At 72.5% G+C, this 23,657-nt stretch carries 27 protein-coding genes; 12 read left to right on the forward strand and 15 right to left on the reverse strand.

The window, feature by feature from the left end; genetic code table 11:
- Positions 1–39 precede the first annotated feature (39 nt).
- From JOD65_RS02335 to JOD65_RS02355, 5 genes are all read left to right on the forward strand, one after another.
- On the forward strand, positions 40–726 hold the full coding sequence (locus JOD65_RS02335; RefSeq protein ID WP_191193934.1) for a PAS and ANTAR domain-containing protein: 687 nt from the start codon (positions 40–42) through the stop codon (positions 724–726).
- 88 nt (positions 727–814) lie between these two features.
- Positions 815–1,195: a response regulator transcription factor gene (locus JOD65_RS02340; protein ID WP_191193933.1), complete on the forward strand. Its 381-nt coding sequence runs from the start codon at positions 815–817 to the stop codon at positions 1,193–1,195.
- Positions 1,196–1,503: 308 nt separating this feature from the next.
- Positions 1,504–2,127, forward strand: a complete 624-nt coding sequence (locus tag JOD65_RS02345; protein ID WP_372440146.1) for a TetR/AcrR family transcriptional regulator — start codon at positions 1,504–1,506, stop codon at positions 2,125–2,127.
- Positions 2,128–2,181: 54 nt separating this feature from the next.
- Positions 2,182–4,695 (forward strand): MMPL family transporter, encoded by a 2,514-nt coding sequence (locus tag JOD65_RS02350; protein WP_191193931.1) that lies wholly within the window; start codon positions 2,182–2,184, stop codon positions 4,693–4,695.
- Between the two features lie 111 nt (positions 4,696–4,806).
- Complete coding sequence (locus JOD65_RS02355) at positions 4,807–5,577, forward strand: HAD-IIA family hydrolase (protein WP_204811397.1); 771 nt, start codon at positions 4,807–4,809, stop codon at positions 5,575–5,577.
- A gap of 6 nt (positions 5,578–5,583) precedes the next feature.
- Here JOD65_RS02355 and chrA read toward each other — a convergent pair whose 3' ends face one another.
- The 3 genes from chrA to JOD65_RS02370 all read right to left on the reverse strand — a co-directional run bounded on the left by chrA (position 5,584) and on the right by JOD65_RS02370 (position 8,631).
- Complete coding sequence (gene chrA, locus JOD65_RS02360) at positions 5,584–6,948, reverse strand: chromate efflux transporter (RefSeq protein ID WP_191193929.1); 1,365 nt, start codon at positions 6,946–6,948, stop codon at positions 5,584–5,586.
- 56 nt (positions 6,949–7,004) lie between these two features.
- Positions 7,005–7,661 (reverse strand): DUF2238 domain-containing protein, encoded by a 657-nt coding sequence (locus JOD65_RS02365; RefSeq protein WP_191193928.1) that lies wholly within the window; start codon positions 7,659–7,661, stop codon positions 7,005–7,007.
- Positions 7,662–7,731: 70 nt separating this feature from the next.
- On the reverse strand, positions 7,732–8,631 hold the full coding sequence (locus JOD65_RS02370; RefSeq protein ID WP_191193927.1) for a cation diffusion facilitator family transporter: 900 nt from the start codon (positions 8,629–8,631) through the stop codon (positions 7,732–7,734).
- Between the two features lie 142 nt (positions 8,632–8,773).
- Here JOD65_RS02370 and JOD65_RS02375 point away from each other — a divergent pair, with 142 nt between their 5' ends.
- Complete coding sequence (locus JOD65_RS02375; RefSeq protein ID WP_191193926.1) at positions 8,774–9,400, forward strand: vitamin K epoxide reductase family protein; 627 nt, start codon at positions 8,774–8,776, stop codon at positions 9,398–9,400.
- Between the two features lie 3 nt (positions 9,401–9,403).
- On the opposite strand, the gene JOD65_RS02380 is transcribed toward JOD65_RS02375, so the two are convergent.
- Complete coding sequence (locus JOD65_RS02380; protein ID WP_191195392.1) at positions 9,404–9,736, reverse strand: ArsR/SmtB family transcription factor; 333 nt, start codon at positions 9,734–9,736, stop codon at positions 9,404–9,406.
- 54 nt (positions 9,737–9,790) lie between these two features.
- Between JOD65_RS02380 and JOD65_RS02385 the strand changes: the two genes are divergently transcribed.
- Both JOD65_RS02385 and JOD65_RS02390 read left to right on the forward strand, forming a co-directional pair.
- Complete coding sequence (locus JOD65_RS02385; protein WP_307820884.1) at positions 9,791–10,543, forward strand: ABC transporter permease; 753 nt, start codon at positions 9,791–9,793, stop codon at positions 10,541–10,543.
- 73 nt (positions 10,544–10,616) lie between these two features.
- Positions 10,617–11,885: an MFS transporter gene (locus JOD65_RS02390; RefSeq protein ID WP_191193924.1), complete on the forward strand. Its 1,269-nt coding sequence runs from the start codon at positions 10,617–10,619 to the stop codon at positions 11,883–11,885.
- 107 nt (positions 11,886–11,992) lie between these two features.
- Here JOD65_RS02390 and JOD65_RS02395 read toward each other — a convergent pair whose 3' ends face one another.
- The 5 genes from JOD65_RS02395 to JOD65_RS02415 all read right to left on the reverse strand — a co-directional run bounded on the left by JOD65_RS02395 (position 11,993) and on the right by JOD65_RS02415 (position 16,146).
- Complete coding sequence (locus JOD65_RS02395) at positions 11,993–13,003, reverse strand: aldo/keto reductase family protein (protein ID WP_191193923.1); 1,011 nt, start codon at positions 13,001–13,003, stop codon at positions 11,993–11,995.
- A 23-nt stretch (positions 13,004–13,026) separates the two neighbouring features.
- On the reverse strand, positions 13,027–13,671 hold the full coding sequence (locus JOD65_RS02400; RefSeq protein WP_191193922.1) for a Pr6Pr family membrane protein: 645 nt from the start codon (positions 13,669–13,671) through the stop codon (positions 13,027–13,029).
- A 37-nt stretch (positions 13,672–13,708) separates the two neighbouring features.
- Positions 13,709–13,936 carry a biotin/lipoyl-binding carrier protein gene (locus tag JOD65_RS02405; protein ID WP_191193921.1) on the reverse strand — a complete coding sequence of 76 codons (228 nt, stop codon included), beginning with the start codon at positions 13,934–13,936 and terminating at the stop codon, positions 13,709–13,711.
- Between the two features lie 63 nt (positions 13,937–13,999).
- On the reverse strand, positions 14,000–15,352 hold the full coding sequence (locus JOD65_RS02410) for a hypothetical protein (protein WP_191193920.1): 1,353 nt from the start codon (positions 15,350–15,352) through the stop codon (positions 14,000–14,002).
- Between the two features lie 11 nt (positions 15,353–15,363).
- The gene (locus JOD65_RS02415) at positions 15,364–16,146 is read right to left on the reverse strand and encodes a carbon-nitrogen hydrolase family protein (RefSeq protein WP_191193919.1); all 783 of its coding nucleotides are present in this window, start codon (positions 16,144–16,146) and stop codon (positions 15,364–15,366) included.
- 67 nt (positions 16,147–16,213) lie between these two features.
- Here JOD65_RS02415 and mobA point away from each other — a divergent pair, with 67 nt between their 5' ends.
- The 4 genes from mobA (at position 16,214) to JOD65_RS02435 (ending at position 19,170) form a co-directional block, all read left to right on the forward strand.
- Complete coding sequence (mobA, locus tag JOD65_RS02420; protein WP_191193918.1) at positions 16,214–16,792, forward strand: molybdenum cofactor guanylyltransferase; 579 nt, start codon at positions 16,214–16,216, stop codon at positions 16,790–16,792.
- Positions 16,793–16,839: 47 nt separating this feature from the next.
- Positions 16,840–17,163 carry a DUF6457 domain-containing protein gene (locus JOD65_RS02425; protein WP_191193917.1) on the forward strand — a complete coding sequence of 108 codons (324 nt, stop codon included), beginning with the start codon at positions 16,840–16,842 and terminating at the stop codon, positions 17,161–17,163.
- A gap of 4 nt (positions 17,164–17,167) precedes the next feature.
- On the forward strand, positions 17,168–18,136 hold the full coding sequence (locus tag JOD65_RS02430) for an NAD(P)H-quinone oxidoreductase (protein ID WP_307820885.1): 969 nt from the start codon (positions 17,168–17,170) through the stop codon (positions 18,134–18,136).
- A 371-nt stretch (positions 18,137–18,507) separates the two neighbouring features.
- A complete protein-coding gene (locus JOD65_RS02435; protein WP_263575287.1) occupies positions 18,508–19,170 on the forward strand; it encodes a bacterial proteasome activator family protein in 663 nt (220 codons plus the stop codon).
- A 4-nt stretch (positions 19,171–19,174) separates the two neighbouring features.
- Here the strand turns inward: JOD65_RS02435 and JOD65_RS02440 are convergent, their stop codons facing one another.
- From JOD65_RS02440 to serS, 6 genes are read right to left on the reverse strand one after another with little or no spacing between them, the layout of a single operon-like run.
- Positions 19,175–19,735 (reverse strand): hypothetical protein, encoded by a 561-nt coding sequence (locus tag JOD65_RS02440; RefSeq protein ID WP_191193915.1) that lies wholly within the window; start codon positions 19,733–19,735, stop codon positions 19,175–19,177.
- A 4-nt stretch (positions 19,736–19,739) separates the two neighbouring features.
- Entirely contained in the window at positions 19,740–20,315 is a 576-nt protein-coding gene (locus tag JOD65_RS02445; RefSeq protein ID WP_191193914.1) for a hypothetical protein, read from the reverse strand.
- Between the two features lie 9 nt (positions 20,316–20,324).
- On the reverse strand, positions 20,325–21,131 hold the full coding sequence (locus JOD65_RS02450) for an HAD family hydrolase (RefSeq protein ID WP_191193913.1): 807 nt from the start codon (positions 21,129–21,131) through the stop codon (positions 20,325–20,327).
- Positions 21,128–21,448: a DUF1905 domain-containing protein gene (locus tag JOD65_RS02455; protein WP_191193912.1), complete on the reverse strand. Its 321-nt coding sequence runs from the start codon at positions 21,446–21,448 to the stop codon at positions 21,128–21,130. Before JOD65_RS02455 ends, JOD65_RS02450 begins: the two co-directional genes overlap by 4 nt.
- Before the next feature lie 2 nt (positions 21,449–21,450).
- Positions 21,451–22,338: an HAD family hydrolase gene (locus JOD65_RS02460; protein WP_224747141.1), complete on the reverse strand. Its 888-nt coding sequence runs from the start codon at positions 22,336–22,338 to the stop codon at positions 21,451–21,453.
- A complete protein-coding gene (serS, locus tag JOD65_RS02465; RefSeq protein WP_191193911.1) occupies positions 22,331–23,599 on the reverse strand; it encodes a serine--tRNA ligase in 1,269 nt (422 codons plus the stop codon). Before serS ends, JOD65_RS02460 begins: the two co-directional genes overlap by 8 nt.
- Between the last annotated feature and the right edge of the window lie 58 nt (positions 23,600–23,657).

Consider the following 23,657-nt stretch of genomic DNA (forward strand, 5'->3'; position numbering starts at 1 on the left):
CTCTTGAACGTCCGGCACCCGGTTGTGCAGGATGCGTCCATGCAACGGTCGACGGGAGATGGTTTCACGGCATCCGGCGCTGCCCTCGTCGGTCGGTACACCTACCGGCCCGACGACGACGAGTGGACCTGGTCGGACACGATGTTCTCGATCCACGGCTTCGAGCCGGGCACCGTGGTGCCGACGACGGCGCTCGTGATGCGGCACATCCACCCGGAGGACGTCGCGGCGGCGTGGGAGTCGCGGGACGCCTTGGTGGAGCGCCACGAACCCTTCTCCTTCCTCCATCGCATCCACACCGCGCAGGGCGATCTGCGCGTGGTCCTCGCGGCGGGTCACCTCGAGGACGAGGGCGGTACGCCGGTCGTGCACGGGCACCTCGTCGACATCACCGACCTGCGGCAGGACGCCGTCCACACCGAGGTCGACTCTGCGGTCGGGGACTTCGTCGAGCACCGCGCCGGTATCGAACAGGCGAAAGGCGTGCTGGTGCAGCTCTACAGCGTCGACGCCGACACGGCATGGGCGCTGCTGCGGGCCTTCTCCGCGGACACCAACCGCAAGGTCCGCGACATCGCGCGCGTGCTGGTCGATGCTGCGACCAGTGACCGCACGCCTTCCAAGAGCGGAACGGTGTCGGCCGACCTGATGCTCGAACGCCTCTACGACACGGCGTCCGCGACGGCGCCCGCGACGGCGCCCGCGATCGGGTCTGCCGCCGGCTGACGTCCGCCGCACCGCGTGTGCGCGGCTCGATGAGGAAAAGTTCACCGTTCTGTGGGTGTGCCGTGTATTTCGCTTGTACCGTAGGGCCGTGCCCACCGTGCTGATCGTCGAGGACGAGCCCGACCTCGCACAGGTGATGGCCCTCGCGATCGGACGCGCCGGCTTCGACGTCCTCACCGTCGACACCGGGGCCGACGCCCGAGCGACCGTCAGCCGCAGCGCTGTCGACGTCGTCGTGATGGATCGCGGCCTGCCCGACATGGACGGCCTCGAGGCCACGGCGTCGTTGCGCGAGGACGGGTTCCTCGGCGCGGTCGTGGTGACCTCCGGCCACGCCGGACCCGAGCACGTCGCTGCCTGCCTGGGCGCGGGCGCCGACGAGGTCCTGGGCAAGCCGTTCGGGCTCGCCGACCTGGTGGACCGCGTCCGCAGCTCCACCCAGCCGGCCACGGTCGCCGAGGCCGGCTGACGACTCGGCAGGAATTTTTCTGCCAGAGCCGCGTCATGGGGCGTGACCATGCCCGTCCCATCACCGGTTGGGCACGACGGTCGCGTTCCGTCGCGCTCGTCACCGTCCCCGGACGTCGTCCTCCCGCCGACATCCGGTCCCCCCAGCGGCGGTGGAACCACGCATCACCAGCGCGACTGCGGCACGGCCCTCGCAGGGGCCGTGCCGTTTGTCTTTCCACGGCACACGTCACCGATGCGGACACTACTTGCACTGAGTGCAACAATGGATGGGTGACCACGACCCCGCGCACCGACGGCCGCAGCGCGCTGCGCGAGGAGCGGCGACGCGCCATCCTCGAGGCCGCCCGGACGCTGGCAACCGAGCACGGCGCCGACGGGTTCACCGTCGAGCAGGTCGCCTCGCGTGCGGGGGTGTCGAGGCGGACGGTCTTCAACCACGTCGCCGGGCTCGACCAGCTGCTGGTGGCGGTCTGCGAGCAGATCCTCGCCGAGGCCACGGTGGACCTGCTCGGCGAGGTCGAGCGGCGTACGTCCGACCTCCCCGCGGGCCGGGCCGGCGGCCGGGCCGCGCTCGACGCGGTGGCAGAGGCCACCCGCGGCGTCGACCTACCCACCGCGATCGCGACGATCCACCGGGTCCTCGGCTCCCCCGAGATCGGGGACGAGCGGGCGCAGGGCATCTCCCGGACCGCCTTCGACCACGTCGGCGGGCGCCTGCGCGAGCAGCTCGTCCACCGCGCACCGGGCCTCGACCCGGTCGACCTGGAGATCGGCCTCGCGCTGCTCTTCAGCGGCATCGTGACCATCGCCGGTCTCTGGCTGGAGCAACACCCCGACCTGGCTCCGGACGTGCCACCCGAGGCGCGCGCCGACTGGGACGCGCTGCTCGACCGCGTCCTGCTGCGGCTCCGCATCGGCCACGCCGAATGACCCTCCTGACGTCCTCACCGACTTCCTCACTGCAACGAAAGGCACGCCGCCGCCATGGCTGAGCTCCTCTACCGCATCGGTCGCTTCGCGGCCCGCCGCCACTGGGCCGTCGTCGGCGCGTGGCTGGCGGTCCTGGGCATCACCGTGGTGACCTACCTGTCCTTCGCCGGCGCCCTGTCGTCGAACATCACGCTTCCGGACACCCCCACGACACGGGTCTCCCAGCAGCTCGAGCGCGACTTCGAGGGCGCCGGGGGCGGCAACGGCTCGATCGTCGCCGAGACCACCGACGGCACCGCGTTGACCACTGCACAGCAGCGCGAGCTGGCCGCCCTGTTCGACCGGGTCGCGGAGGTCGAGTCCGTCGCCGACGTGTCCGACCCGTTCGCCACCCAGGAGCAGCTGGACGCGTCGGCGAAGCAGGTGGCCGACGGGCGCCAGCAGCTCGACGACGGCCTCGCCAAGCTGAAGGCGGGGCAGGCGCAGCTTGACGCCGGCCGCACCGCCCTGGCCGAGCAGCGGCAGCTGGCCCGCGAGGCCGGCACGCTCGCGGCCGTACGTCCGCAGCTGCGCGCCGCGGAGCAGCAGCTCGACGACGGGCAGGCCGAGATCGACCGGCAGCGCGCGAAGGTCGACGAGCAGGTGCCCCAGCTCGAGCAGGGCGCCACCCTGACCGAGCTGTCGTCCGGCTTCCGCACCGTGTCCGAGGACGGCAGCGCCGCAGTCGCCAACGTCACCTTCGACGTCTCGACCAACGAGGTCACCGCCGAGGTGAAGACCGAGATCGAGGACATCGTCGCCGGCGCCGGCATCGAGGGGGTCGCCGTCCACCCCTCGCAGGACATCGCGCAGACCGTCCCGTCCATCCTCGGTCCCGGTGAGATCGCCGGCGTGGTCGTCGCCGCGATCGTGCTCTTCGTCATGCTCGGGACCGTGCTCGGTGCCGCCCTGCCGCTCGTCACCGCCCTGCTCGGGGTCGGGGTCGCGTCGCTGGCGTCGCTGTCGTTCTCGGGGATGGTCGAGTTCGTGTCCGTCACGCCGGTGCTCGGAGTAATGCTCGGGCTCGCGGTCGGCATCGACTACTCGCTCTTCATCATCAACCGCCACCGTCGCCAGCTGATGCAGGGCGCCACGCTGCACGAGTCGATCGGCCTCGCCAACGGCACCTCGGGCAACGCCGTCGTGTTCGCCGGCGTCACCGTCATCGTGGCGCTGCTGGCGCTCAACGTCACGGGTGTCGGGTTCCTCGGCCTCATGGGCACGGTCGGTGGCGTGGCCGTGCTCGTGGCCATCCTGATGGCGATCACGCTCACCCCCGCGATCCTGTCGCTGGCCGGCATGCGCATCCTGCGGCGCCGCGAACGTGAGCGCCTGGAGACAGGCGAGCGCGCGCACGACGACGAGATCACCGACCGCGACCGGCCGATGAGCTCCACCCGGGCGTGGACCGTCCTCGGGCTGGGCGTCGCCGCACTGCTCGTCGTGGCCGCCCCGGCCACGCAGATGCGCCTCGGCCTCCCGGACGGCTCGACCCAGCCGCCGGACTCGGCCGGCTACCTGGCCCACGAGGTGCAGGCGAAGAAGTTCGGCGAGGGGTCCAACGGTCCGCTGCTGGTCGTCGCCGACCTGCCCTCAGCGATCGGCAAGGACGACGTCGTCGCCGAGCAGGCCGCCCTCGGCGAGCAGATCGGCAACGTCTGGAACGTCGAGGCGGTCGTGCCGATCGGTGCGTCGAAGGACCGGTCCGCACTGGCCTTTCAGGTCATCCCCAAGGGAGCACCGTCGAGCGCGGCAACCGCTGAGCTGGTGCAGAACCTTCGGACCTTGACCCCGGAGACGGCCTCCGGAGCTGACGCCACCCTCGGCGTGGCCGGGAACGCCAGTGCAGGGATCGACATCTCCGACAAGCTCTCCGACGTGCTGCCGACCTACCTCGCGCTGGTCGTCGGGCTCTCCCTGCTGATCCTGGTGCTGGTGTTCCGCTCGATCCTGGTGCCGCTCACGGCGACGCTCGGGTTCGTGCTGTCGCTGCTGGCGGCCTTCGGCGGCATCACCGCGATCTTCCAGATCGGCTTCCTCTCCGACCTGTTCGGCGTCCACGCGCCGGGACCGGTGCTCAGCTTCCTGCCGATCATCGCGACCGGCATCCTCTTCGGCCTGGCGATGGACTACCAGCTGTTCCTGGTGTCCGGGATGCGTGAGGCGTACGCCCACGGCGCCCCGGCACGGGTCGCGGTGCAGCACGGCCTGCACGCCGGGCGCTCGGTCGTGACGGCTGCGGCGATCATCATGATCTCCGTGTTCGCCGGCTTCATCTTCAGCCACGACGCGACCATCAAGCCGATCGGCTTCGGCCTGGCCTTCGGCGTGCTGCTCGACGCCTTCGTCGTACGGATGCTGCTGATCCCGGCGGCGATGCACCTCCTCGGCGAGAAGGCGTGGTGGCTGCCGCGCTGGCTGGACCGGATCCTGCCCGACGTCGACGTCGAGGGCGCCAAGCTCGAGCGCAGCCACCCGGTCCACGAGGAGCAGGTCGACGAGCGCGCCAGCGCCCCCGCCGCACGGTGACGCGGCCGTCATGGGTCCTCCGGTCCGGGCCTGAGGACCCATGACGTCGCCGGCGTGCACCACAATGGTCCTGTGACCGAACCCCGCGCCGTCCACACCTGGCTCACCGACATGGACGGCGTCCTCGTGCGCGAGGAGGACCCGATCCCCGGCGCGAAGGAGTTCATCGGCGCGCTGCGCGAGCAAGGCGTCCCGTTCCTGGTGCTCACCAACAACTCGATCTTCACCCCGCGCGACCTGCGGGTGCGCCTGCTCCGCAGCAGCGGGATCGACGTGCCGGAGGAGTCGATCTGGACGTCGGCCCTCGCGACCGCGCAGTTCCTCGACGACCAGCGCCCGGGCGGTTCGGCGTACGTCGTCGGCGAGACGGGGCTGACCGCGGCGGTGCACGACATCGGCTACGTCATGACCGACCAGGACCCCGACTACGTCGTGCTCGGCGAGACCCGCACCTACTCGTTCGAGGCGATCACGCGCGCGATCCGGCTGATCAACGCCGGCGCGCGCTTCATCGCCACCAACCCCGACCCCAGCGGGCCGAGCGCCCAGGGCATGCTGCCGGCGACCGGGTCCGTCGCGGCCCTGATCAGCACCGCGACGGGACGCCAGCCCTACTTCATCGGCAAGCCCAACCCGCTGATGATGCGCAGCGCGCTCAACCGGATCGACGCCCACTCCGAGACCACCGTGATGATCGGCGACCGGATGGACACCGACATCATCAGCGGCCTCGAGGCCGGCATGCGCACCGTCCTTGTGGCGACCGGCGCCACCGAGCGCCACCAGGTGCAGGACTTCCCCTACCGACCGACGAAGGTCGTCGACTCGATCGCCGACGTCGTGCCCTACGTCGCCCAGAAGTGCCTGCCCGAGGACACGTAGGCCGGCTCAGAGCGACGTCGCGAGCCCGATCACGACGCCGGCGAGGGCGCAGGCGCCGAGGGTGCGGAGCACCGACCACCCGCGCCAGAAGACGAGGGCGAAGCCGAGCCCGGTGATGGCCAGTGCCGCGAGGTCGAGGGACCCGGGCAGGGGGTACTCGACGTCGAGCGGCCCGGCCGTGAGCCTTGCGGTCTCGCCGAAGAGCGTGTGCAGCGTGAAGAACACCGCAAGGCTCGCGATGACCCCGACGACCGCGGCGGTGATCCCGGCCAGTGCGGCGGCGAGGTCGCGGTTGCCGCGGAGGCGCTCGACGTACGGCGCTCCGAGGAGAATGAAGAGGAAGCAGGGGACGAACGTCACCCACGTCGTCAGCAGCGCGGCGACCACGGCGGCGACCCACGGGTCGAGCTCGCCCGGAGCCCGGTAGGCACCGACGAAGGCGACGAACTGGACGACCATGATCAGCGGCCCGGGGGTGGTCTCGGCGAGCGCGAGGCCGCGGACCATCTCGCCCGGCAGCAGCCAGTGGTAGACCTCCACGGCCTGCTGGGCGACGTAGGCCAGGACGGCGTAGGCGCCGCCGAAGGTGACGACCGCGGCGCTCGAGAAGAACAGGCCCTGGTCGACGAACGTGCTCGACCGGCCGAACAGGAGCGCCGCGCCGGCCACCGGGGCGAACCACACGACCAGGCCGACGACGAGCGTGAGCGCGGCCCGGCGGCCGGACGGTCGTTCGGTGTGGAGCTGGTCGTCGCTGATGAGCGGCGGCGGTCCCTCGTCGACGACTGACCTCGGCGGCCTGGTCAGGCCGGGGATGTGCCGGCCGAGCACCCACCCCACGAGCGCCGCGACGAGCACGACGGCCGGGAACGGGGCGCCGAAGAAGGTCAGGGCGACGAACGACGCCACCGCCAGCGCGACCAGCGCTGGATGACCCAGCCCCTTCCGGCCCACGCGGACCACCGCCTGGACCACGATCGCGATGACCGCGGGGGCGAGGCCGAGGAACAGCGACTCGACGAGGGTGGTGTCGCCGTAGGCGACGTAGACCGCCGACAGGACGAGGAGGGCGGCGACGCCGGGCAGGACGAACAGGATGCCCGCGACGAGCGCGCCCCTGACACCGTTGAGGAGCCAGCCGACGTACGTCGCCAGCTGCTGGGCCTCCGGCCCGGGCAGCAGCGTGCAGTAGGACAGCGCGAACAGGAATCGCTGCTGGCCGATCCAGCGCTTCTCCTCCACGAGGGTGCGCTGCATGACGGCGATCTGGCCCGCCGGCCCGCCGAAGGTCTGCAGCGAGATGGCAAACCAGGCCTTGGCGGCCTCGCGGAGCGGGATGACGTCGCGCGAAGTCCCGGTGGGGGCGGACATGGCAGCACCGAACCCCGTCGCAGGGCCCTAGGTCAAGCTGGGCGCTCGACTATGCCTCAGACGGTCGCAGCCGCCGCCGGACGACCTTCGGAGGTGAGTGGCCGCGGGTGCACGAGGTGCCCGCGCCGCCACGCGCTGTGGAGGACGACGGCCGCGAGGACGGCGCCGGCGGTGCCGAGCGACAGGTCGCCCAGCGTGTCGGCGTACGCGAACTCGCGCTCGGTCGAGCGGCTGATGAAGGCGAAGTACTCCGCGACCTCCCACGCGATCGCAGCGCTCGCGCCGAAGGCGAGCGCCCGCTCCAGGACGCGCCCGAACCCGACGTCGCGCGGCAGGGTGAGCAGGATGAACGCCGCCGCGAGGAGGCCCGTGTTCATGAAGTGCATCCAGTCGTCGAACCACACGACCGTGTCGTAGAGGTCCATCCGGTTGCCGAGGATGTCGGTGAAGCAGGTGATGGTGATGAGCAGGTCGGGCAGCCACGGGAACGAGATGCGGTCGCGCCACAGCGCCCACCACAGGACCGGCACGGTGAACGAGATCAGCGGGTAGCCCACGGCGCGCATGCCGGCGGCCTTGTCGCGCAGGTTGGCCTGGTCGGGGTGGAGGACGGCGAAGACCAGCAGCAGGACCAGCGCGCCCTTCGCCAGGACGTTGGCCGTCTTCGCCAACGTGGGCGTCACCGGGTGCTCGATCGTTGCTGCCTCGGTCACCCGGTACCCCGTCCTGGCGCCACGACGGTCGGGGGGCCGGGCCCCAGTGTGTCAGCAGCACCCGGCACGCTCACCAGGTGGCCGCGTGGCACTCCTGCGCCGGCAGCGCCTCGACCTGCAGGGTGGCGTGCTCGATGCCGTGGCCCTCACGGAGCGCGGCGCCGGCCGCGGCCAGCACGACCTGCGCGTCGGCACCCACCCGCAGCACGAGGTGCGCGGTGGCGACGTTCATCCCCGAGGTCAGCGTCCAGGCGTGCAGGTCGTGGACCTCGGCCACGCCGGACACCGCTTCCAGGTCGCGGACGACGGCCTCGAGGTCGACGTCGTGGGGCGCGTGCTGGCCGAGCACGGCCAGCACCTCGCGGCCGAGCACGAGTGCCCGGACGGCCACGAAGGCGCCGATCGCGACGGCGACGACGGTGTCCCACCATCCGTCGCCCGTGAGGTGGACGAGCAGCCCGGCCGCCAGGACGCCGACGCTGCCGGCCGCGTCGGCCATCACCTCGAGGTAGGCGCCCTTGACGTTGATCGACTCCGACGCGCCGCCGCGCAGCAGGACCAGGCAGACCAGGTTGACGACCAGCCCGATCGCGCCGACCACCAGGAGCGGGCCCGAGGAGACCTCGACGTCGTCGCCGATCCGGCGTACCGCCTCGACGACGACGTAGACCGAGACCCCCAGCATGATCAGGACGGTCAGGCCGGAGGCGAACACCTCGGCACGGTAGGAGCCGTAGGTGCGCCGACCCGTGCCGTCAGGGCGGGTGGCGATCTTCGTGGCGACGAGCGCGGCGCCGAGCGCGACCACGTCCGCGGCCATGTGCCCCGCATCGGAGATCAGCGCGAGCGACCCGGTCGCCAGGCCGACCGCGAGCTCGACGCCGAAGAAGCCGGCGACGAGGCCGAAGGCGACGGCGAGCCGCCACCTGTGCCGGGCGCCCGCGTGGCCGTGCCCGTGTCCCGCACCCATCGCGTACCTCCATCGTCGTCCGCCCACATCATCGCCAATCGGCGATGCCGGGTCAAACCCGGTCGCCCCGAGCGGTTGGGTGATGCCGGAGGATGGGGCCGACCCGCCCTGCCCCTGCCCCGTCCCTCAGGAGACGCCCGCCATGAGCACCCCTTCCACCGTCGACGACCCTGCCGTCGTCGACGAGCCGCAGGAGCGTCCGCTCGCGATCGGACTGCTGGTGGGCGGGCTCATCGGCTTCGTGGCCTCGGCCGTGCTGCTCATCGAGCGGATCCGGCTCGCCGAGGACAGCGACTACGTGCCGACCTGCAGCATCAACCCGGTCCTCAGCTGCGGCAACGTGATGGAGTCGGCGCAGGCGGCCCTGCTCGGCTTCCCCAACCCGATCATCGGTGTCGCGGCCTTCCCGGTGGTCGTCGCGACGGGCGCGGCGCTGCTCGCCGGCGGCCGGCTGGCGCGGTGGTACTGGCTCGGGCTGCAGGCCGGGGTGACCACGGCCTTCGTGTTCATCTGCTGGCTGGTCTTCCAGAGCCTCTACCGCATCGGGGCCCTGTGCCCCTACTGCATGGTCGTGTGGGCGGTCGTCATCCCGCTCTTCTGGTACGTCACGGCGCGCAACGTCGCCGCGGGTGCGCTCGGGGCCGCTCCGGACGGACGGCTCGCGGACAGCCTGCGCGACTGGCGGGGGCCGCTGGTGTTCGGCACCTACCTGGTGGTGGTGCTGCTGATCCTCGAGCGCTTCTGGTCCTACTGGTCGTCGCTGCTCTGAGGCTCAGGGGTGCCGCTCCTCGTATTGGTGCTCCGGGCCGACCCCCGTGAGCGCGAGCAGGCGCTCGGCGGTCGCGACCACCTCGAGCAGCTCCTCGCGGCGGGTCAACGACCACACCGACGCCCGGCCCTCGGGACGCGACGCCACCAGGCCGCAGTCCTTGAGGCAGGCGAGGTGCTTCGACACCGTGCTCTGTGCCAGCCCGAGGTGCGCGGTGAGGTCGACCACGCGGTGCTCGCCCAGCGACAGGTGCCGCACGATCAGCAGCCGCGACGGGTCGGACAGGGCGTGGAACAGGGCCGCCTCGGCCGCCAGGCCGGTCGCCTCCGATCTCATCGCCACCCGACGATGCTAGCCGGACGCGGTCCCCGGGCGGCTACCGTCGGCCGCGTGGTGCACGACGTCCTCGACTACGCCCGGTTCGGCGCCGGCCTGCTGGTCGTCGTGCTCGCGACGGTGCTGCTCGCCTGGCGGTCCGGGATCGGCCTCGGCTGGACGCCGTTGACGTCGCTGGCCCGCGCGGTCGTCCAGCTCAGCATCGTCGCCCTCCTGCTCCGCGGGATCCTGGCCGTCCCCTGGACGGTGGTCGCCTTCCTCGCCCTGATGCTCACGACGGCGTCCGTCACCGCGTCCGGTCGGCTCAGCGAGCTCTGGCACGGCCGCCGGGCGGCGGTCATCGGCGTGGTGGTGGGCGCGTGCGTCGCCCTGACGCTGGTGTTCGTCCTGCGGCTGGTCGCCCTCGAGCCGCGCTACCTCGTGGCGGTGGCCGGCATCATCATCGGCAACGCCATGAGCGCGGCGACGCTGTCGGGGCGCAACTTCCTGCGAGGTGTGCGGCACCGCCGCGACGAGGTCGAGGCGTGGCTGTCACTGGGCGCGTCGCCGTCCCGCGCGCACCTCGAGATCGGACAGGAGGCCGTGCGCGAGTCGCTGCTGCCGAACCTCGACCAGACCCGCTCGACCGGTCTCGTCACGCTGCCCGGCGCCTTCGTCGGCGCCCTGTTCGGCGGCGCCAGTCCCGCGGTCGCAGCGCAGTTCCAGCTCGTCGTGCTCGCCGGCATCGCGCTGGCGATGACCGTCACCGGCGTCATCGTCACGCGGCTCCTGAGCCGATCGCCGTACCTGCCCCCTGCCCCGTCCTGACTGACCTGGCCGCACCCTTCGTCCGACTGACGGACCCACCCGGAGGGCGACCCGCCTGACCTAGCCTGCGCGGGTGGACAGGCGACTGCTGGCGGACACCCGCCCCCTCGCCAACCCGCACTTCAAGCGGCTGTGGCGCGCCAACATCGTGACGGTCGTCGGAGCGCAGCTGACCGTCGTGGCGGTGCCCGCCCAGATCTACGCGATGACCGGCTCGTCGGCGTACGTCGGTCTGACCGGCATCTTCGGCCTCGTCCCGCTGGTGGTCTTCGGGCTGTGGGGCGGCGCGCTGGCCGACGTCTTCGACCGCCGCACCCTGCTGATGATCACCACGTGCGGCCTCATCGCGACGAGCGCCGGCTTCTGGCTCCAGGCGGCGCTCGGCGCCGAGGACGTGTGGCTGCTGCTGTCCCTGTTCGCGGTCCAGCAGGCGTTCTTCGCGGTCAACCAGCCCACCCGGTCGGCGCTGCTGCCCCGCATCCTTGACGAGGAGCTCCTGCCCGCCGCGAACTCGCTCAACATGACCGTGATGCAGGCCGGCGGCATCGCAGGACCGCTGGTGGGCGGCGCGCTCATCCCGCTCATGGGCTTCTCGTGGCTCTACCTGCTCGACACGATCACGCTCTTCGCGACCCTCGGCGCCGTCGTACGCCTCCCACCGCTGCCGATCCTGGGCGTCACCGTGACGCCGGGGATCGGGGCGGTCATCGACGGCTTCCGCTACCTGCGCACGCAACCGGTGCTGATGATGTCGTTCGTCGTCGACATTATCGCCATGGTCTTCGGCATGCCGCGGGCGCTGTTCCCCGAGCTCGCGGACGTCGCCTTCAGCGGGCCCAACGAGGGCGGCGTCGCCTTCGCGCTGCTCTTCGCGGCGATCCCGGCCGGCGCCGTGGTGGGTGGCGTCCTGTCCGGCTGGGTGTCGCGGGTCGAGCGGCAGGGCCTGGCGGTGATCGTGTCGATCCTCGTGTGGGGGGTGGCGATGGTCGGCTTCGGGGTCGCCGCCATGCTCGCGCCGCTCGCCCCCGCCCTCTTCCTCGGCATCGCGGTGTTGATGCTCGCGATCGGCGGCGCCGCCGACATGGCGTCCGCCGCCTTCCGCACGTCGATGCTCCAGGCCGCGGCCGACGACTCCGTGCGCGGGCGGCTGCAGGGGATCTTCATCGTCGTGGTCGCCGGCGGCCCGCGCGTCGCCGACGTCCTCCACGGCGCGACGGCTGCGGTGACCGGCGCCGCCGTCGCGGCCGCCGGTGGCGGCGTGCTCGTGATCATCGGCACCGTCCTCGCCGCTCTCGCCGTGCCCGCCTTCGTGCGCTACCGGGTGACCCGGGTCGCGGTCTGACCCGGCGCGGCACACGACCTGACCCGCGCACGTGCGGCAGAGTTGGCCCTCGAATCGGCGGATCCGGGGCACCATCCGCCGCACGTGCGGCGGTCGGGGCGAGCCCCTCAGACGGCGCGGGTCTTCGGCGTCCCCTCGGCGGTCTTCGCCGGGTCGCGTACGACGACGGAGCCGAGCACGTCGTCGATGCGGGACATCACGTCCGCGTCGAGCTTCACGCCGGCGGCCTTGACGTTGTCGGCGACCTGCTCGGGGCGGGAGGCGCCGACGAGGGCGGCGGCCACGTTGTCGTTCTGCAGCACCCAGGCGATGGCGAGCTGGGCCATCGTGAGGCCGCAGTCCTTGGCGATCGGCTCGAGGTCCTGCACGGCGGTGAGCACCTCGTCGCGCATGAAGCGCGAGATCATGTCGGCGCCGCCCTTGGTGTCGGTGGCGCGCGAGCCCTCGGGCGGGGCCTGGCCGGGCTTGTACTTGCCGGACAGCACGCCCTGCGCGATCGGGCTCCACACGATCTGCGAGACGCCGAGCTCCCTCGACGTCGGCACGACCTCGTCCTCGATGACGCGCCAGAGCATGGAGTACTGCGGTTGGCTGGAGATCAGCTGGAAGCCGAGCTCCCTCGACAGCTCGACGCCGTCGCGGATCTGGTCGGCGGTCCACTCGCTGACGCCGATGTAGAGCGCCTTGCCCTGTCGGACGATGTCGGCGAAGGCCTGCATCGTCTCCTCGAGCGGGGTCTCCACGTCGTAGCGGTGCGCCTGGTAGAGGTCGACGTAGTCGGTCTGCAGCCGCTGCAACGAGCCGTTGATCGACTCCATGATGTGCTTGCGGGACAGGCCGGTGTCGTTCTTGCCCTTCGGGCCGGTCGGCCAGTAGACCTTCGTGAAGATCTCCAGCGACTCCCGCCGCTCGCCCTTGAGCGCCTCGCCCAGCACGGTCTCCGCCGCGGTGTTGGCGTAGACGTCCGCGGTGTCGAACGTCGAGATCCCCTCGTCGAGCGCGGCGCGCACGCACTTCGTCGCGACGTCGTTCTCGACCTGGGAGCCGTGGGTGAGCCAGTTGCCGTAGGTGATCTCGGAGATCTTCAGTCCGCTGTTGCCGAGGTATCGGAATTCCATTCCTCCGACACTAGCGAGGCGTGCTAGCGAGGAGCCGCGCGCAGCCTCCGGTCGAGCCACGCGTAGAGCGCGAAGAGCAGGAGGAAGAGAAAAGTGATCCCGGCACAGGCGATCCCGACCGCTCCCCAGCCCTCCTCGTCGGCGTCGAGGAACGGGTACGGCACCCAACCGTCGACCTGGCCGACCACGAGCGTCCAGCACAGCCATGCCACCGGCCAGGCGAGGGCGTACGCCGTCTCCCGTCGACCGATCCTGGGGCGCGGGCCGGCGACGGCCCAGGCGGCGAGGGCGAGCACCGGCACCACCTGGTGCAGCAGCAGGTCGGCCAGCCAGTTGGCCCCGTCGAGCTCCAGCAGCCCGCGCAGCAGCGTGACGTAGACGAGTGCGGTGACGGTGATGCCGACGATCCCGGCCAGCCGGGCGGCCCGCCAACCGAACCGGTCCTCGACCGGGTTGCGGGCGAGCACCGTCGACGTGATCGCGACCAGGAAGTTGCTCTGGATCGTGAAGTAGGCGAAGTAGCGATAGGTTCGCGCCACCAGGCCCGGCGGGTCCTCGTCGACCAGGATCGCCTCGCCGGAGACCACGAGCGCCAGCTGGAAGACCAGCGCGAACCACGCGACGACGGCGACGACCAGGTGCACCGCTCGGGCGCGCTCGCGAGTCATGGCAGGAGCGTAGGGCTCCCGCCGCCCCGGGGGGTGGTCAGTCGAGCACGACGAGGACGTCGCCGTCCTGCACGACGTCACCCTCGGTCACCTTGATCGCGGTGACGGTGCCGGCCCGCTCGGCGAGCATCGGGATCTCCATCTTCATCGACTCGAGCAGGACGACGGTGTCGCCGGCCTCGACGCGGTCGCCCTCGGCGACCTCGATGGTGAGGACGTTGGCGACCAGCTCGGAGACGATCTCGAGGGAGGTGGGGCGGGCCATGGCCCCGACGCTAGCGGTTACCCGGGCGTAGCCGCTGATCGCGACGCCGACCCGACAGCCGCCTCAGAGCTCGGCGAAGCGGCGCGGCTCGGGCCGGTGCGGTCCGGCCTCCTCGGCTCGGCGGCCGCCGCGCCCCTTCGGCCCGGTCAGGGCAATGTCGGCGCGGATCACCAGCCACCCGATGAGCAGGCCCAGGACGAGGGAGTACGCCGCCCGCAGGCCGGCCTCGAGGTAGGAGGTGCCCGGCGAGACGAGCCCCGTCGCCAGCGGCACGGTGGCGGCGACGCCGAAGGCGCAGAACCACCACCCCTGGCGCCGGCGGGCGCGCACGTGGGTGCCCCACACCAGTGCCGGGATGCCGAGCAGGACCACGAGCGGCCGCGGGAACGCGCCGATGCGGGCCGAGGTCCAGTCGGCGAAGTCGAGGACCGACGACACGAAGCTCTGCGCGCCGTAGCGCCGCAGCAGCTCGGCGTACGCCAGCGTCGCGAAGAGGACGCCGAGGCCGATGGCGACGACGATCATCCCGCGGCGCCCGAGGCCGTGCAGGCCGGCGCCGAGGCGGTAGACGATCGCGAGCACGAGGCCGAGAGCGAGGAGCAGCGTGACGATCTCGAAGCGCTCGATCGCGACCGTGGGCTCGAATCCCACGGCAGCGAAGGCGGTGACCGCGGCGACCAGCACGGCGATCAGCGCCTCGCGCATCGCCTTCCAGCCGGTGACCGCCGGCACGGTCACCATCACGGCGTAGACGCTGCCGACCACGCACGTCATCACCGCCGCGCCCGTCGGGAGCACGCGGCCGCCCACCAGGAGGCTCGCCACGGCCAGCACCAGCGCGAGGCCGGCGGAGACGAGTGCCCGACCGGCGGTCCGCGTCGCCAGGAACCAGGAGAGCGCGGTGACCACTGCGGCCGCGCCGACTCCGTCGAGCCACGCGGGCGCGGTGCCGGTGTCGCCCACGGCCTGGACGTCGCTCAACGCGCCGCTCAGGGCCGACCAACCCAGGGCTGCCGCGCCGAGGAGCAGGACACCGGCCCAGAAGGCCAGCAGCGACCGGCGCGGGCCGTCGGGGGCGGTCTCGTCCGGCGCGGTGCGCTCGGTGCGCGCGACCTGCTCGGTCTGATCGGGCTCTTCGGTGGGACGGGGGGACGCCGCGGATGCGGCGCGGGGCTCGGCTGTCGGCTCGGGAGTCGGCTCGGAGATCGGCTCCGTGACCGGCGCACGCGTCGTGGCGGGCAGCGCGGGACCGGCCGGGGCGGCCGACGTCGGGGCAGCGGTGTCGTCCGGCTCCGGCAGCGGGGCCGCCTCGGGTGCATGTGCCTTCCGCTTCAGCCTCAGCCGCGAGGGCGGGCGCTCGGCAGCCCGCTTGCCGCGGGAGGACCCGCGGGGGCTGTCGGAGGAGGGAGAAGGCACGACGGAGGAGATTACAGCCGACGGTTGGCCAGCGACGGATTGGTGCGGCGGGCCTCGTCGAGGTCGGCGCGGTCCAGGACGGCGTCGATGACCTGCTCGGCGCCGTCGGCCTCGGCGAGGACGTCACCGAGCGGGCCGATCACCGCGGAGTGCCCGACGTAGCGCGGCTCGGGCTGCCCGGCACCGACGACGAAGCAGGTGTTCTCGATGGCCCGCGCGGCGAGCAGGGTGCGCCAGTGCGCGACCTTGCGGTCACCGGGCAGCCACGCCGCCGGCACGACCAGGACCTCGGCGCCGGCGTCGACCAGGCGCCGCGCGAGCTCGGGGAACCGCAGGTCGTAGCAGGTCATCAGCCCCACCTGCCAGCCCGCCACGTCGACGACCACCGGCTCGACCGGGCCACCGGTCAGACGGTCGGACTCGCGGTAGCCGAAGGAGTCGTAGAGGTGGATCTTGCGGTACGTCGCGGAGCTGGGGCCGCCGGCGACGAGGGTGTTGAAGGGCCGGTCCGGGTCGTCGGCGACCTCGAACATCCCCGCCACCACGGTGGACGAGGTCGCGTCGGCCACGCGCGCCACCTCCCGGGCGAAGGGGCCGTCGACCGGCTCGGCGAAGGGGCTGACGTCGGACCCCGCCTGGCCGAAGTCGCGGGCGAAGGCCTCCGGCAGGACGACCAGGTCGGCCCCCGGCGCCACCTCGGCGAGGCGGGCGCGGTTGTCGTCGGGATCGAGCCCGCTGGCCCACTGGTGGACGCGCACACGCAGCCGGTCGGTCCGCCGTGGGGTGGAGTCCATGCCACCAGCGTAGAGCGGCCACCCGGCGGCCGCGGTCCGGCACGAGCGCGGCTGCGAGGATGCCGGCATGGACCTCGACCTGACCGCCGGCGGCTTCTGCGGAGTGGTCCTCGCCGGCGGCACGGCCGCTCGGATGGACGGGGTCGACAAGGCGTCCGTCGAGCTGGCCGGCCGGACGCTGCTGGAGTACGCCGTCGACGCGTTCCTCGACGCCGACGAGGTCGTGGTCGTCGGACCGGACACCGTGCGGACCGCGCGGCCGGTGACCTTCGTGGTCGAGGACCCGCCTCGCGGCGGACCGGTGGCCGGGCTGCTCACGGGGGTCGACGCGCTCCTGCGCGCACCGCTCCTCGTCGGCGTGCTGGCGGTGGACATGCCGCGGGTGACCGCGTCGACGATGCGGCGCCTGCGCGACGCAGCGGTGGGCCGGGACGGGGCGTTCCTGGTCGACGACGACGGCCGGCGGCAGCTGGCCGGGGTGCTCGACGCGGCCCGCCTCGACGTCGTACGACCCGACCTGGAGGGGCAGCACGGGATGGCGCTGCACCGCCTGCTCGCACCGCTCGACCTCGCCGGGGTGCCGGCGACCGGTGAGGAGGCCGTCGACGTCGACTCGTGGGCCGACCTGCGGGACCTGCGCCCCTGACGTCGGCTCTCTTGCCGCACCCGGGTGGGGTGCGAGACATTGGTTCTGTGAACCTCCACGACTGGATCGACGAGCTCGCGGACGTGCTCGACGTCGAGACCGAGGTCGACGAGGGCCTGCTCCTCGACCTCGCCCGCGTGGCCGCTCAGAACGTGCAGAAGACCGCGGCGCCCATCACCACCTACCTGCTCGGTGTCGCGGTCGGCGCGGGAGACGCGAACCCCGAGCAGGTCGAGCGGCTCGCCGCGCGCGCCCAGCAGCTCGCCGAGAGCTGGGACCGGCCCGCCGACGCGAAGGACCCCGACGACGTGGACGATGAGGTGCCCGACGACTCGTCGGTCGACCACTCCAGCGACCTCTACGAGGACTGATCACGTGCGCGCTGCCGTCACCACCGGGTCCGGTGGACCTGACGTCCTGTCCGTCGGCGAGGTCGACGACCCGCGCCCGGCTGCCGGGGAGGTACTGCTCGACGTCGTCGCCACGGCCGTCAACCGGGCCGACACCCTGCAGCGGCAGGGCTTCTACCCGCCCCCGCCCGGCGCCTCCGAGATCCTCGGACTGGAGTGCAGCGGCCGGATCGCCGAGCTCGGCGAGGGCGTCGAGGGCTGGAAGGTCGGCGACGAGGTCTGCGCGCTGCTGGCCGGTGGGGGGTACGCCGCCCGCGTGGCCGTGCCGGTCGGGCAGGTCATGCCGGTCCCGTCCGGCGTCTCCCTCATCGAGGCCGCCTCCCTGCCCGAGGTCGCGGCGACGGTCTGGTCCAACGTCTTCATGACGGCCCACCTCGACAAGGGCGAGCGGTTCCTGGTGCACGGCGGCGGTGGCGGCATCGGCACGATGGCGATCCAGCTCGCGGCCGCCCGCGGGGCCGAGGTCTACACGACCGCGGGTTCCCCGGAGACCCTCGAGCTGTGCCGCTCGCTCGGCGCGGCGCGGGCGATCAGCTATCGCGACGAGGACTTCGTCGAGGTCCTCAAGGAGGCAGGCGGCGCCGACGTGATCCTCGACAACATGGGCGCGAGCTACCTCGGCCGCAACGTCTCCGCCCTGGCCACCGCCGGGCGCCTCGTCATCATCGGGATGCAGGGCGGCTCCAAGGGCGAGCTCGACATCAACGCGCTCCTGCGCAAGCGGTCGTCCGTGACGGCGACCTCGCTCCGCGCGCGGCCCCTCGCCGAGAAGGCCCAGATCTGCTGCGGGGTCGTCGAGAACGTCTGGCCCCTCGTCGCCTCCGGCCAGGTCCGCCCGACCGTCGAGACCACCCTCCCGCTCGAGGACGTCGCCCGCGCCCACCAGCTGATGGACGACGGCGGGCGCGCGGGGAAGATCGTCCTCACCCTCTGACCTTCTGAATCTCGCCGAGCGGTGTCCCACCCAGCCACTGCTCGGCTCGGCAGCGGTGCGTGAGGGGCACTTCGCGAGCCGGGAACCCCCCTCAGGCACCGCTCGTACGGCGCGTCCTCGCCGACACGCCCGTGGGCGGTGCGTCACCCACATTCGGGCCGCCCGGAATGTGGCTCAGCCACCGCTCGGCTCGGCAGCGGTGCGTGAGGGGCACTTCGCGAGCCGGGAACCCACCTCAGGCACCGCTCGTACGGCGAGTCCCCGCCGACACGCCCGCGGGCGGTGCGTCACCCACATTCCGCCCGCTCGCAATGTGGCTCAGCCACCGCTCGCGACAGGACCCCCACCGGGAACGTCATAGGGTTGGGCCCATGACCGACCAGCAGCAGCCCGAGCCCATCGGCGGCCCCAGCGGCCAGGGGGAGGTCGAGGACCAGGTCGTGGTCGTCGGTCCCGACGGCCAGCCCATCGGCACCATCCCGGCGAGCGCGCTGCCGGCCATGACGCAGGCCGCGGGCGACGAGGACGATGAGGACGGCGACGGCGAGCGCCACATCACCGAGCTCGTCGAGCAGCCGGCCAAGGTGATGCGGATCGGCAGCATGATCCGCCAGCTCCTCGAGGAGGTGAAGGCCGCGCCCCTCGACGAGGCCAGCCGCAACCGCCTCAAGGACATCCACGCCGCCTCGATCAAGGAGCTCGAGACCGGTCTCGCTCCCGAGCTGGTCGAGGAGCTCGAGCGGCTGTCGCTGCCGTTCACCGAGGAGGGCACGCCGTCGGAGGGCGAGCTGCGGATCGCGCAGGCCCAGCTCGTGGGCTGGCTCGAGGGCCTCTTCCACGGCATCCAGACCGCGATCTACGCCCAGCAGATGGCCTCGCGCGCCCAGCTCGAGCAGATGCGACGCGCGCTCCCGGCCGGCCACGCCGGCCACGCCGGCCACGCCCCGCAGCCGCCGACCGGCATGCCCAACATGCCGACCCCCGGTGGCGGCGAGGACGACCCGGCCGGCAGCCGCGGCGGCATGTACCTCTGACGCGTCAGTCGGCGCGGCGCGTGAGGCGTCGTACGACGACCATCCCGAGCGCGCCGACGACACCGACCAGCGCGGCCGCCCACAACACCTCCTGAGCGTCCGTCGGGTCGAGGGCGACCATCGACCGTCCGGGCAGGGGGTCCCGGGGGTCGCCCAGCGCCTGCACCGTGGCGTCGTACGCCGCAGCGCCGACAGGCACCGAGCCGCTGCACAGGTCGGAGGCGACCCGGCCGCGCTCGTCGAGCCGCCCCAGCACCACCATGGTCGTCCCGGTCGCCCACTCGACGCCGCAGGACGCCTCGCCGGCGTTGGGCGTGACGACGTCCTGGCCGCGGCGTACGTCACCGGCGAGCACGTCCACGACCGTGAAGAGATGGGCGACGACGTCGTCGTCCGAGCGCTGGCTGGTCAGCACGCCCACGAAGGCGAAGTCGGCGTGCTCGGCGAGCTCGACGGGGTCGTTGCTCACGCAGCTGCAGGCCGCGGCCGGGGCCACCGACCCGAGCACCAGGCCCCCGGCCAGCACCGCCAGCACCGCCGGGACGGCGAGCAGGCGGGCGACCACCACGTCAGCGCGCGAGGCGTCGTACGACGACGAGGCCGAGGAGGCTGATGATCGCGACGGCCGCACCGGGGGCCGCCGCGCGGGCGAAGCCGGCCGGCGGCGACTCCTCGACCAGCGTGCGCTGGGCGGTCGGGGGCGGGGGCGGCTCGACGGAGGTGCCCTCGCCGAGCAGGCCCTCGACCTTGGCGACCTTGGTCGGGTTGGCCACGTCGGTGCCACCGCAGCTGTCGGCCTCGAAGGGCGCCTCGGTGCCGGTGGCGAGGAAGAGGTAGGAGGTGCCGACGGCCAGCTCGCCGAGGCCGCAGGCGTTCTTGCCGCCGGCCGAGAAGACCTGGGTGGAGCGCTCTGGTGTGCCCTGGTAGGCCCGGGAGGCGGTCACGTCGTAGGTGTGGTCGTTGCCGGCGACCTCCACGTTGTCGACCGTCCCGATGAAGACGGCGTCGGCGCGCTTCACCTGCTGCTCGAGCTGGCTGCTCCGCTTGCAGGTGCAGTCGGCGGCGGCGGCCGGGGCCTGGACCGTCATCACGAGGCCGAGGCACCCGAGGAGCAGGGCGGCAGCGAGCTGGACGGCGCGGATCATGGCGGGAGCCTAGCGAGAGAGGTCGAAGAGCTCGGTGAGCACCGTGGCCACCCCGTCCTCGTCGTGGTGGGGCGCGAGGTGGTCGGCGAGCTCGCGCACGGTGGGGTGGGCGTTGGCCATGGCGTAGGACGTGCCGGCCCACTCGAGCATCGGCAGGTCGTTGGGCATGTCGCCGAACGCCACGACGTCGTCCGGGCCGAGCCCCATCCCGGCCGCGACGGTGGCCAGCGTCGACGCCTTGGTGACGCCTGCCGCGCTGATCTCCACGAGCGTGCCGACCGACGACCAGGTGGTGACGACCTGCTCGCCGAGGAGTCCGGCCACGAGCTCCCAGTAGGGCTCGGGCTCGTGGTCCTCGTGGCGGGCGAGCAGCTTGACGACGTCGTCGTCGACGAGCTCCTCGAGGGGGGCCGTCGGCACGTCGGGGGCGAGGTTGACCGCCAGGCGGGGCATGAAGTCGGGCTCCTTGGCGAAGCCCGTGGTCTTCTCCAGCGCGAAGACGGTGCCGGGCACGTCCGCGCGCAGCCGCGCCGCGACCTCGAGGAGCACGTCGGCCGGGATGGTCCGCGCGGTGCGCACCTCCCGGCGCGCGACGTCGTACACGATCCCCCCGTTGCTGCAGATCGCGAGACCGTGGCCGCCGACCGCCTCCCACAGCTCCTCCATCCAGCGGATCGGGCGGCCGGTGGTGAAGACGACAGGTACGCCGGCGGCGTCGAGCTCGTCGAGCACCGCACGGGTGCGCACCGAGACCCGCCCCTCCGAGTCGAGCAGCGTGCCGTCGAGGTCGGTCGCCACGAGGCGGGGCGCGCTCACGCTCCGTCCCGGACGGACACCGTGACGGTCAGCATGTCCCCTTCGGCCACGCCGGCGGCCGTGCGGACCGACTTCTTGACCGGCAGCGCGAAGCTCCCGGAGGCGGCGTCCGGGAACACGCTGGTGTCCCAGGCGGTTGCGCCGACCCGGGCGCGGACGCGCACCGAGCCGAAGCCCCTCGGCTCCCCCGCCCGCTCACGCAGCTCGTCCGCGAGGTCGACCGGCAGGGTCACGAAGCACCGCGCCCCGGAGTCGGCCGACTCCTTGCGCGCCGTCCAGCGCCACAGCTCCGCGGTGAAGGTGACGCCCTCGTCCACGGTCAGGAGCCCTGCGGGAACCAGCGCGAGATCTCGACGGCGGCGCCCTCGTCGTGGACGGTGGCGGTCACGTCGTCGGCGGCGGCGATGACCTCCTCGACGGCCTGCCCCATCGCCACGCCGCGCCCGGCCCAGCGGAGCATCTCGATGTCGTTGCGGCCGTCGCCGATCGCGAGCACGTCTGCGGCGGCGAGCCCGAGCGCGTCGCAGACGTGCTGGAGGCCCGACGCCTTCGAGACGCCCACCGGGGAGAGGTCGAGCCAGGCGGTCCACCCGACGACGTAGTCGGTGCCGTGCAGGCCGAGGTTGGCCGCGAGCTCGATGAAGTCGTCGGCGGTGGCCTCGGGGTCGCGGACGATGACGCGGCTCACCGGCTCGCCGACGATGTCGTCGACGTGGGTGATCAGCTGATCGCCGGAGAGCTCGCCCTCGGGGAAGACGCGGTTCACGCGGTAGCCGCCGACCTCGCGCTCCTCGACCGCGACGAGCGCGCGCGGGTGGTGCTCCAGCACCGCGGCGACCGCCGGGGCGGCGTCGAAGGTCTCCTCGTGGACGACCTCCATCGGCGGGTAGCGGAAGACCACGGCCCCGTTGGACGCGACCACCCAGAGCCGGTCGGCGTCCTCGCGCGGGATGTGGAGGAGGTCGGCGATGGTCGTCATGCCGTGCGGCGAGCGACCGCTCGCCAGCACCACGTGGGCGCCGGCGTCGAGCGCCCGGTGCACGGCGTCGTGCACCGGCTCGGTGATGGTCTCGTAGTGCTCGGTCTGCCCGTCGACCCACTTGAGCAGCGTGCCGTCGATGTCCAGCGCGACGACCTGGGGACGCCAGTCGGGAGAGGGGTCTCGTGACGGGCGCCGGGCGCCCGCCTCGACCAACGGCTCAGCCAACGGGCTTCAGCACTTCCAGGCCACCCATGTACGGGCGGAGCGCCTGCGGCACGGTGACCGAGCCGTCCTCGTTCTGGTGGGTCTCGAGGATCGCGACGATGGCCCGCGGGATCGCCGTGAGCGTGCCGTTGAGGGTCGCGACCGGCACGGTCTGGCCCTTCCCGTCGCGGGTGCGGATGTCGAGGCGGCGCGCCTGGAAGTCGGTGCAGTTGGAGGTCGAGGTGAGCTCGCGGTACTTGCCCTGCGTCGGGATCCACGCCTCGCAGTCGAACTTGCGCTGCGCGCTGAGGCCGAGGTCGCCCGCGGCGGTGTCGATCACGCGGTAGGCGAGCTCGAGCTTGTCGAGGAACTCCTTCTCCCACGCCAGCAACCGCTCGTGCTCGGCGTACGACTCCTCGACGGTCGTGTGGACGAACATCTCGACCTTGTCGAACCAGTGCACGCGGATGATGCCCTTGGTGTCCTTACCGTGGCTGCCGGCCTCCTTGCGGAAGCACGGGCTGAAGGCGGCGTAGCGGCGCGGCAGGGTGCCGGCGTCGAGGATCTCGTCGGAGTGGTAGGCCGCCATCGCGACCTCGCTCGTGCCGACGAGGTAGAGGTCCTCGCCCTCGATCCGGTAGACGTCGTCGGCGGCCTGGCCGAGGAAGCCGGTGCCCTCCATGGCGCGCGGCTTGACCAGCGACGGGGCGATCACCTGGGTGAAGCCGGCGTTGCGGGCCTGGTCCATCGCCAGGTTGACCAGCGCGAACTCGAGCTGAGCGCCGACGCCGGTGAGGAAGTAGAACCGCGACCCGCTGACCTTGGCACCACGCTCGAGGTCGATGGCCCCGAGCATCCTGCCGAGCTCGATGTGGTCGCGGGGCTCGAAGTCGAACTCGCGCGGGGTGCCGACGTGCTCGAGGGTGACGAAGTCGTCCTCGCCACCCGCGGGCGCCTCGTCGGCGGCGATGTTGGGGATGGCCTTGATCGCCTCGTCCCACTCGGCCTCGGCGGCGTTGCGGGCGGCCTCGGCCTCCTTCACGCCGGCGGCCAGCTCCTTGACCTGCGCCAGCAGGGCCTGCTTCTCCTCGCCCTGCGCCTTCGCGACGAGCGCACCGCTGGCCTTCTGCTCGGACCGCTTGGCCTCGAAGTCGGCGATCGCCTGCCGGCGGGCGGAGTCAGCCGCCAGCGCCCGGTCCACCACGTCGTCGGACAGGCCGCGCTTCGCCTGGGCGGCGCGCACGCGGTCGGGGTCGTCACGGAGGAGGCGCGGATCTATCACAGGCGCAAGGCTATCCGTCCGGGCGTGGGTGGCCAGTTCCGGTGTGGGCATACTGCGC

The organism is Nocardioides cavernae (genome assembly GCF_016907475.1).
Lineage (GTDB): Bacteria > Actinomycetota > Actinomycetes > Propionibacteriales > Nocardioidaceae > Nocardioides > Nocardioides cavernae.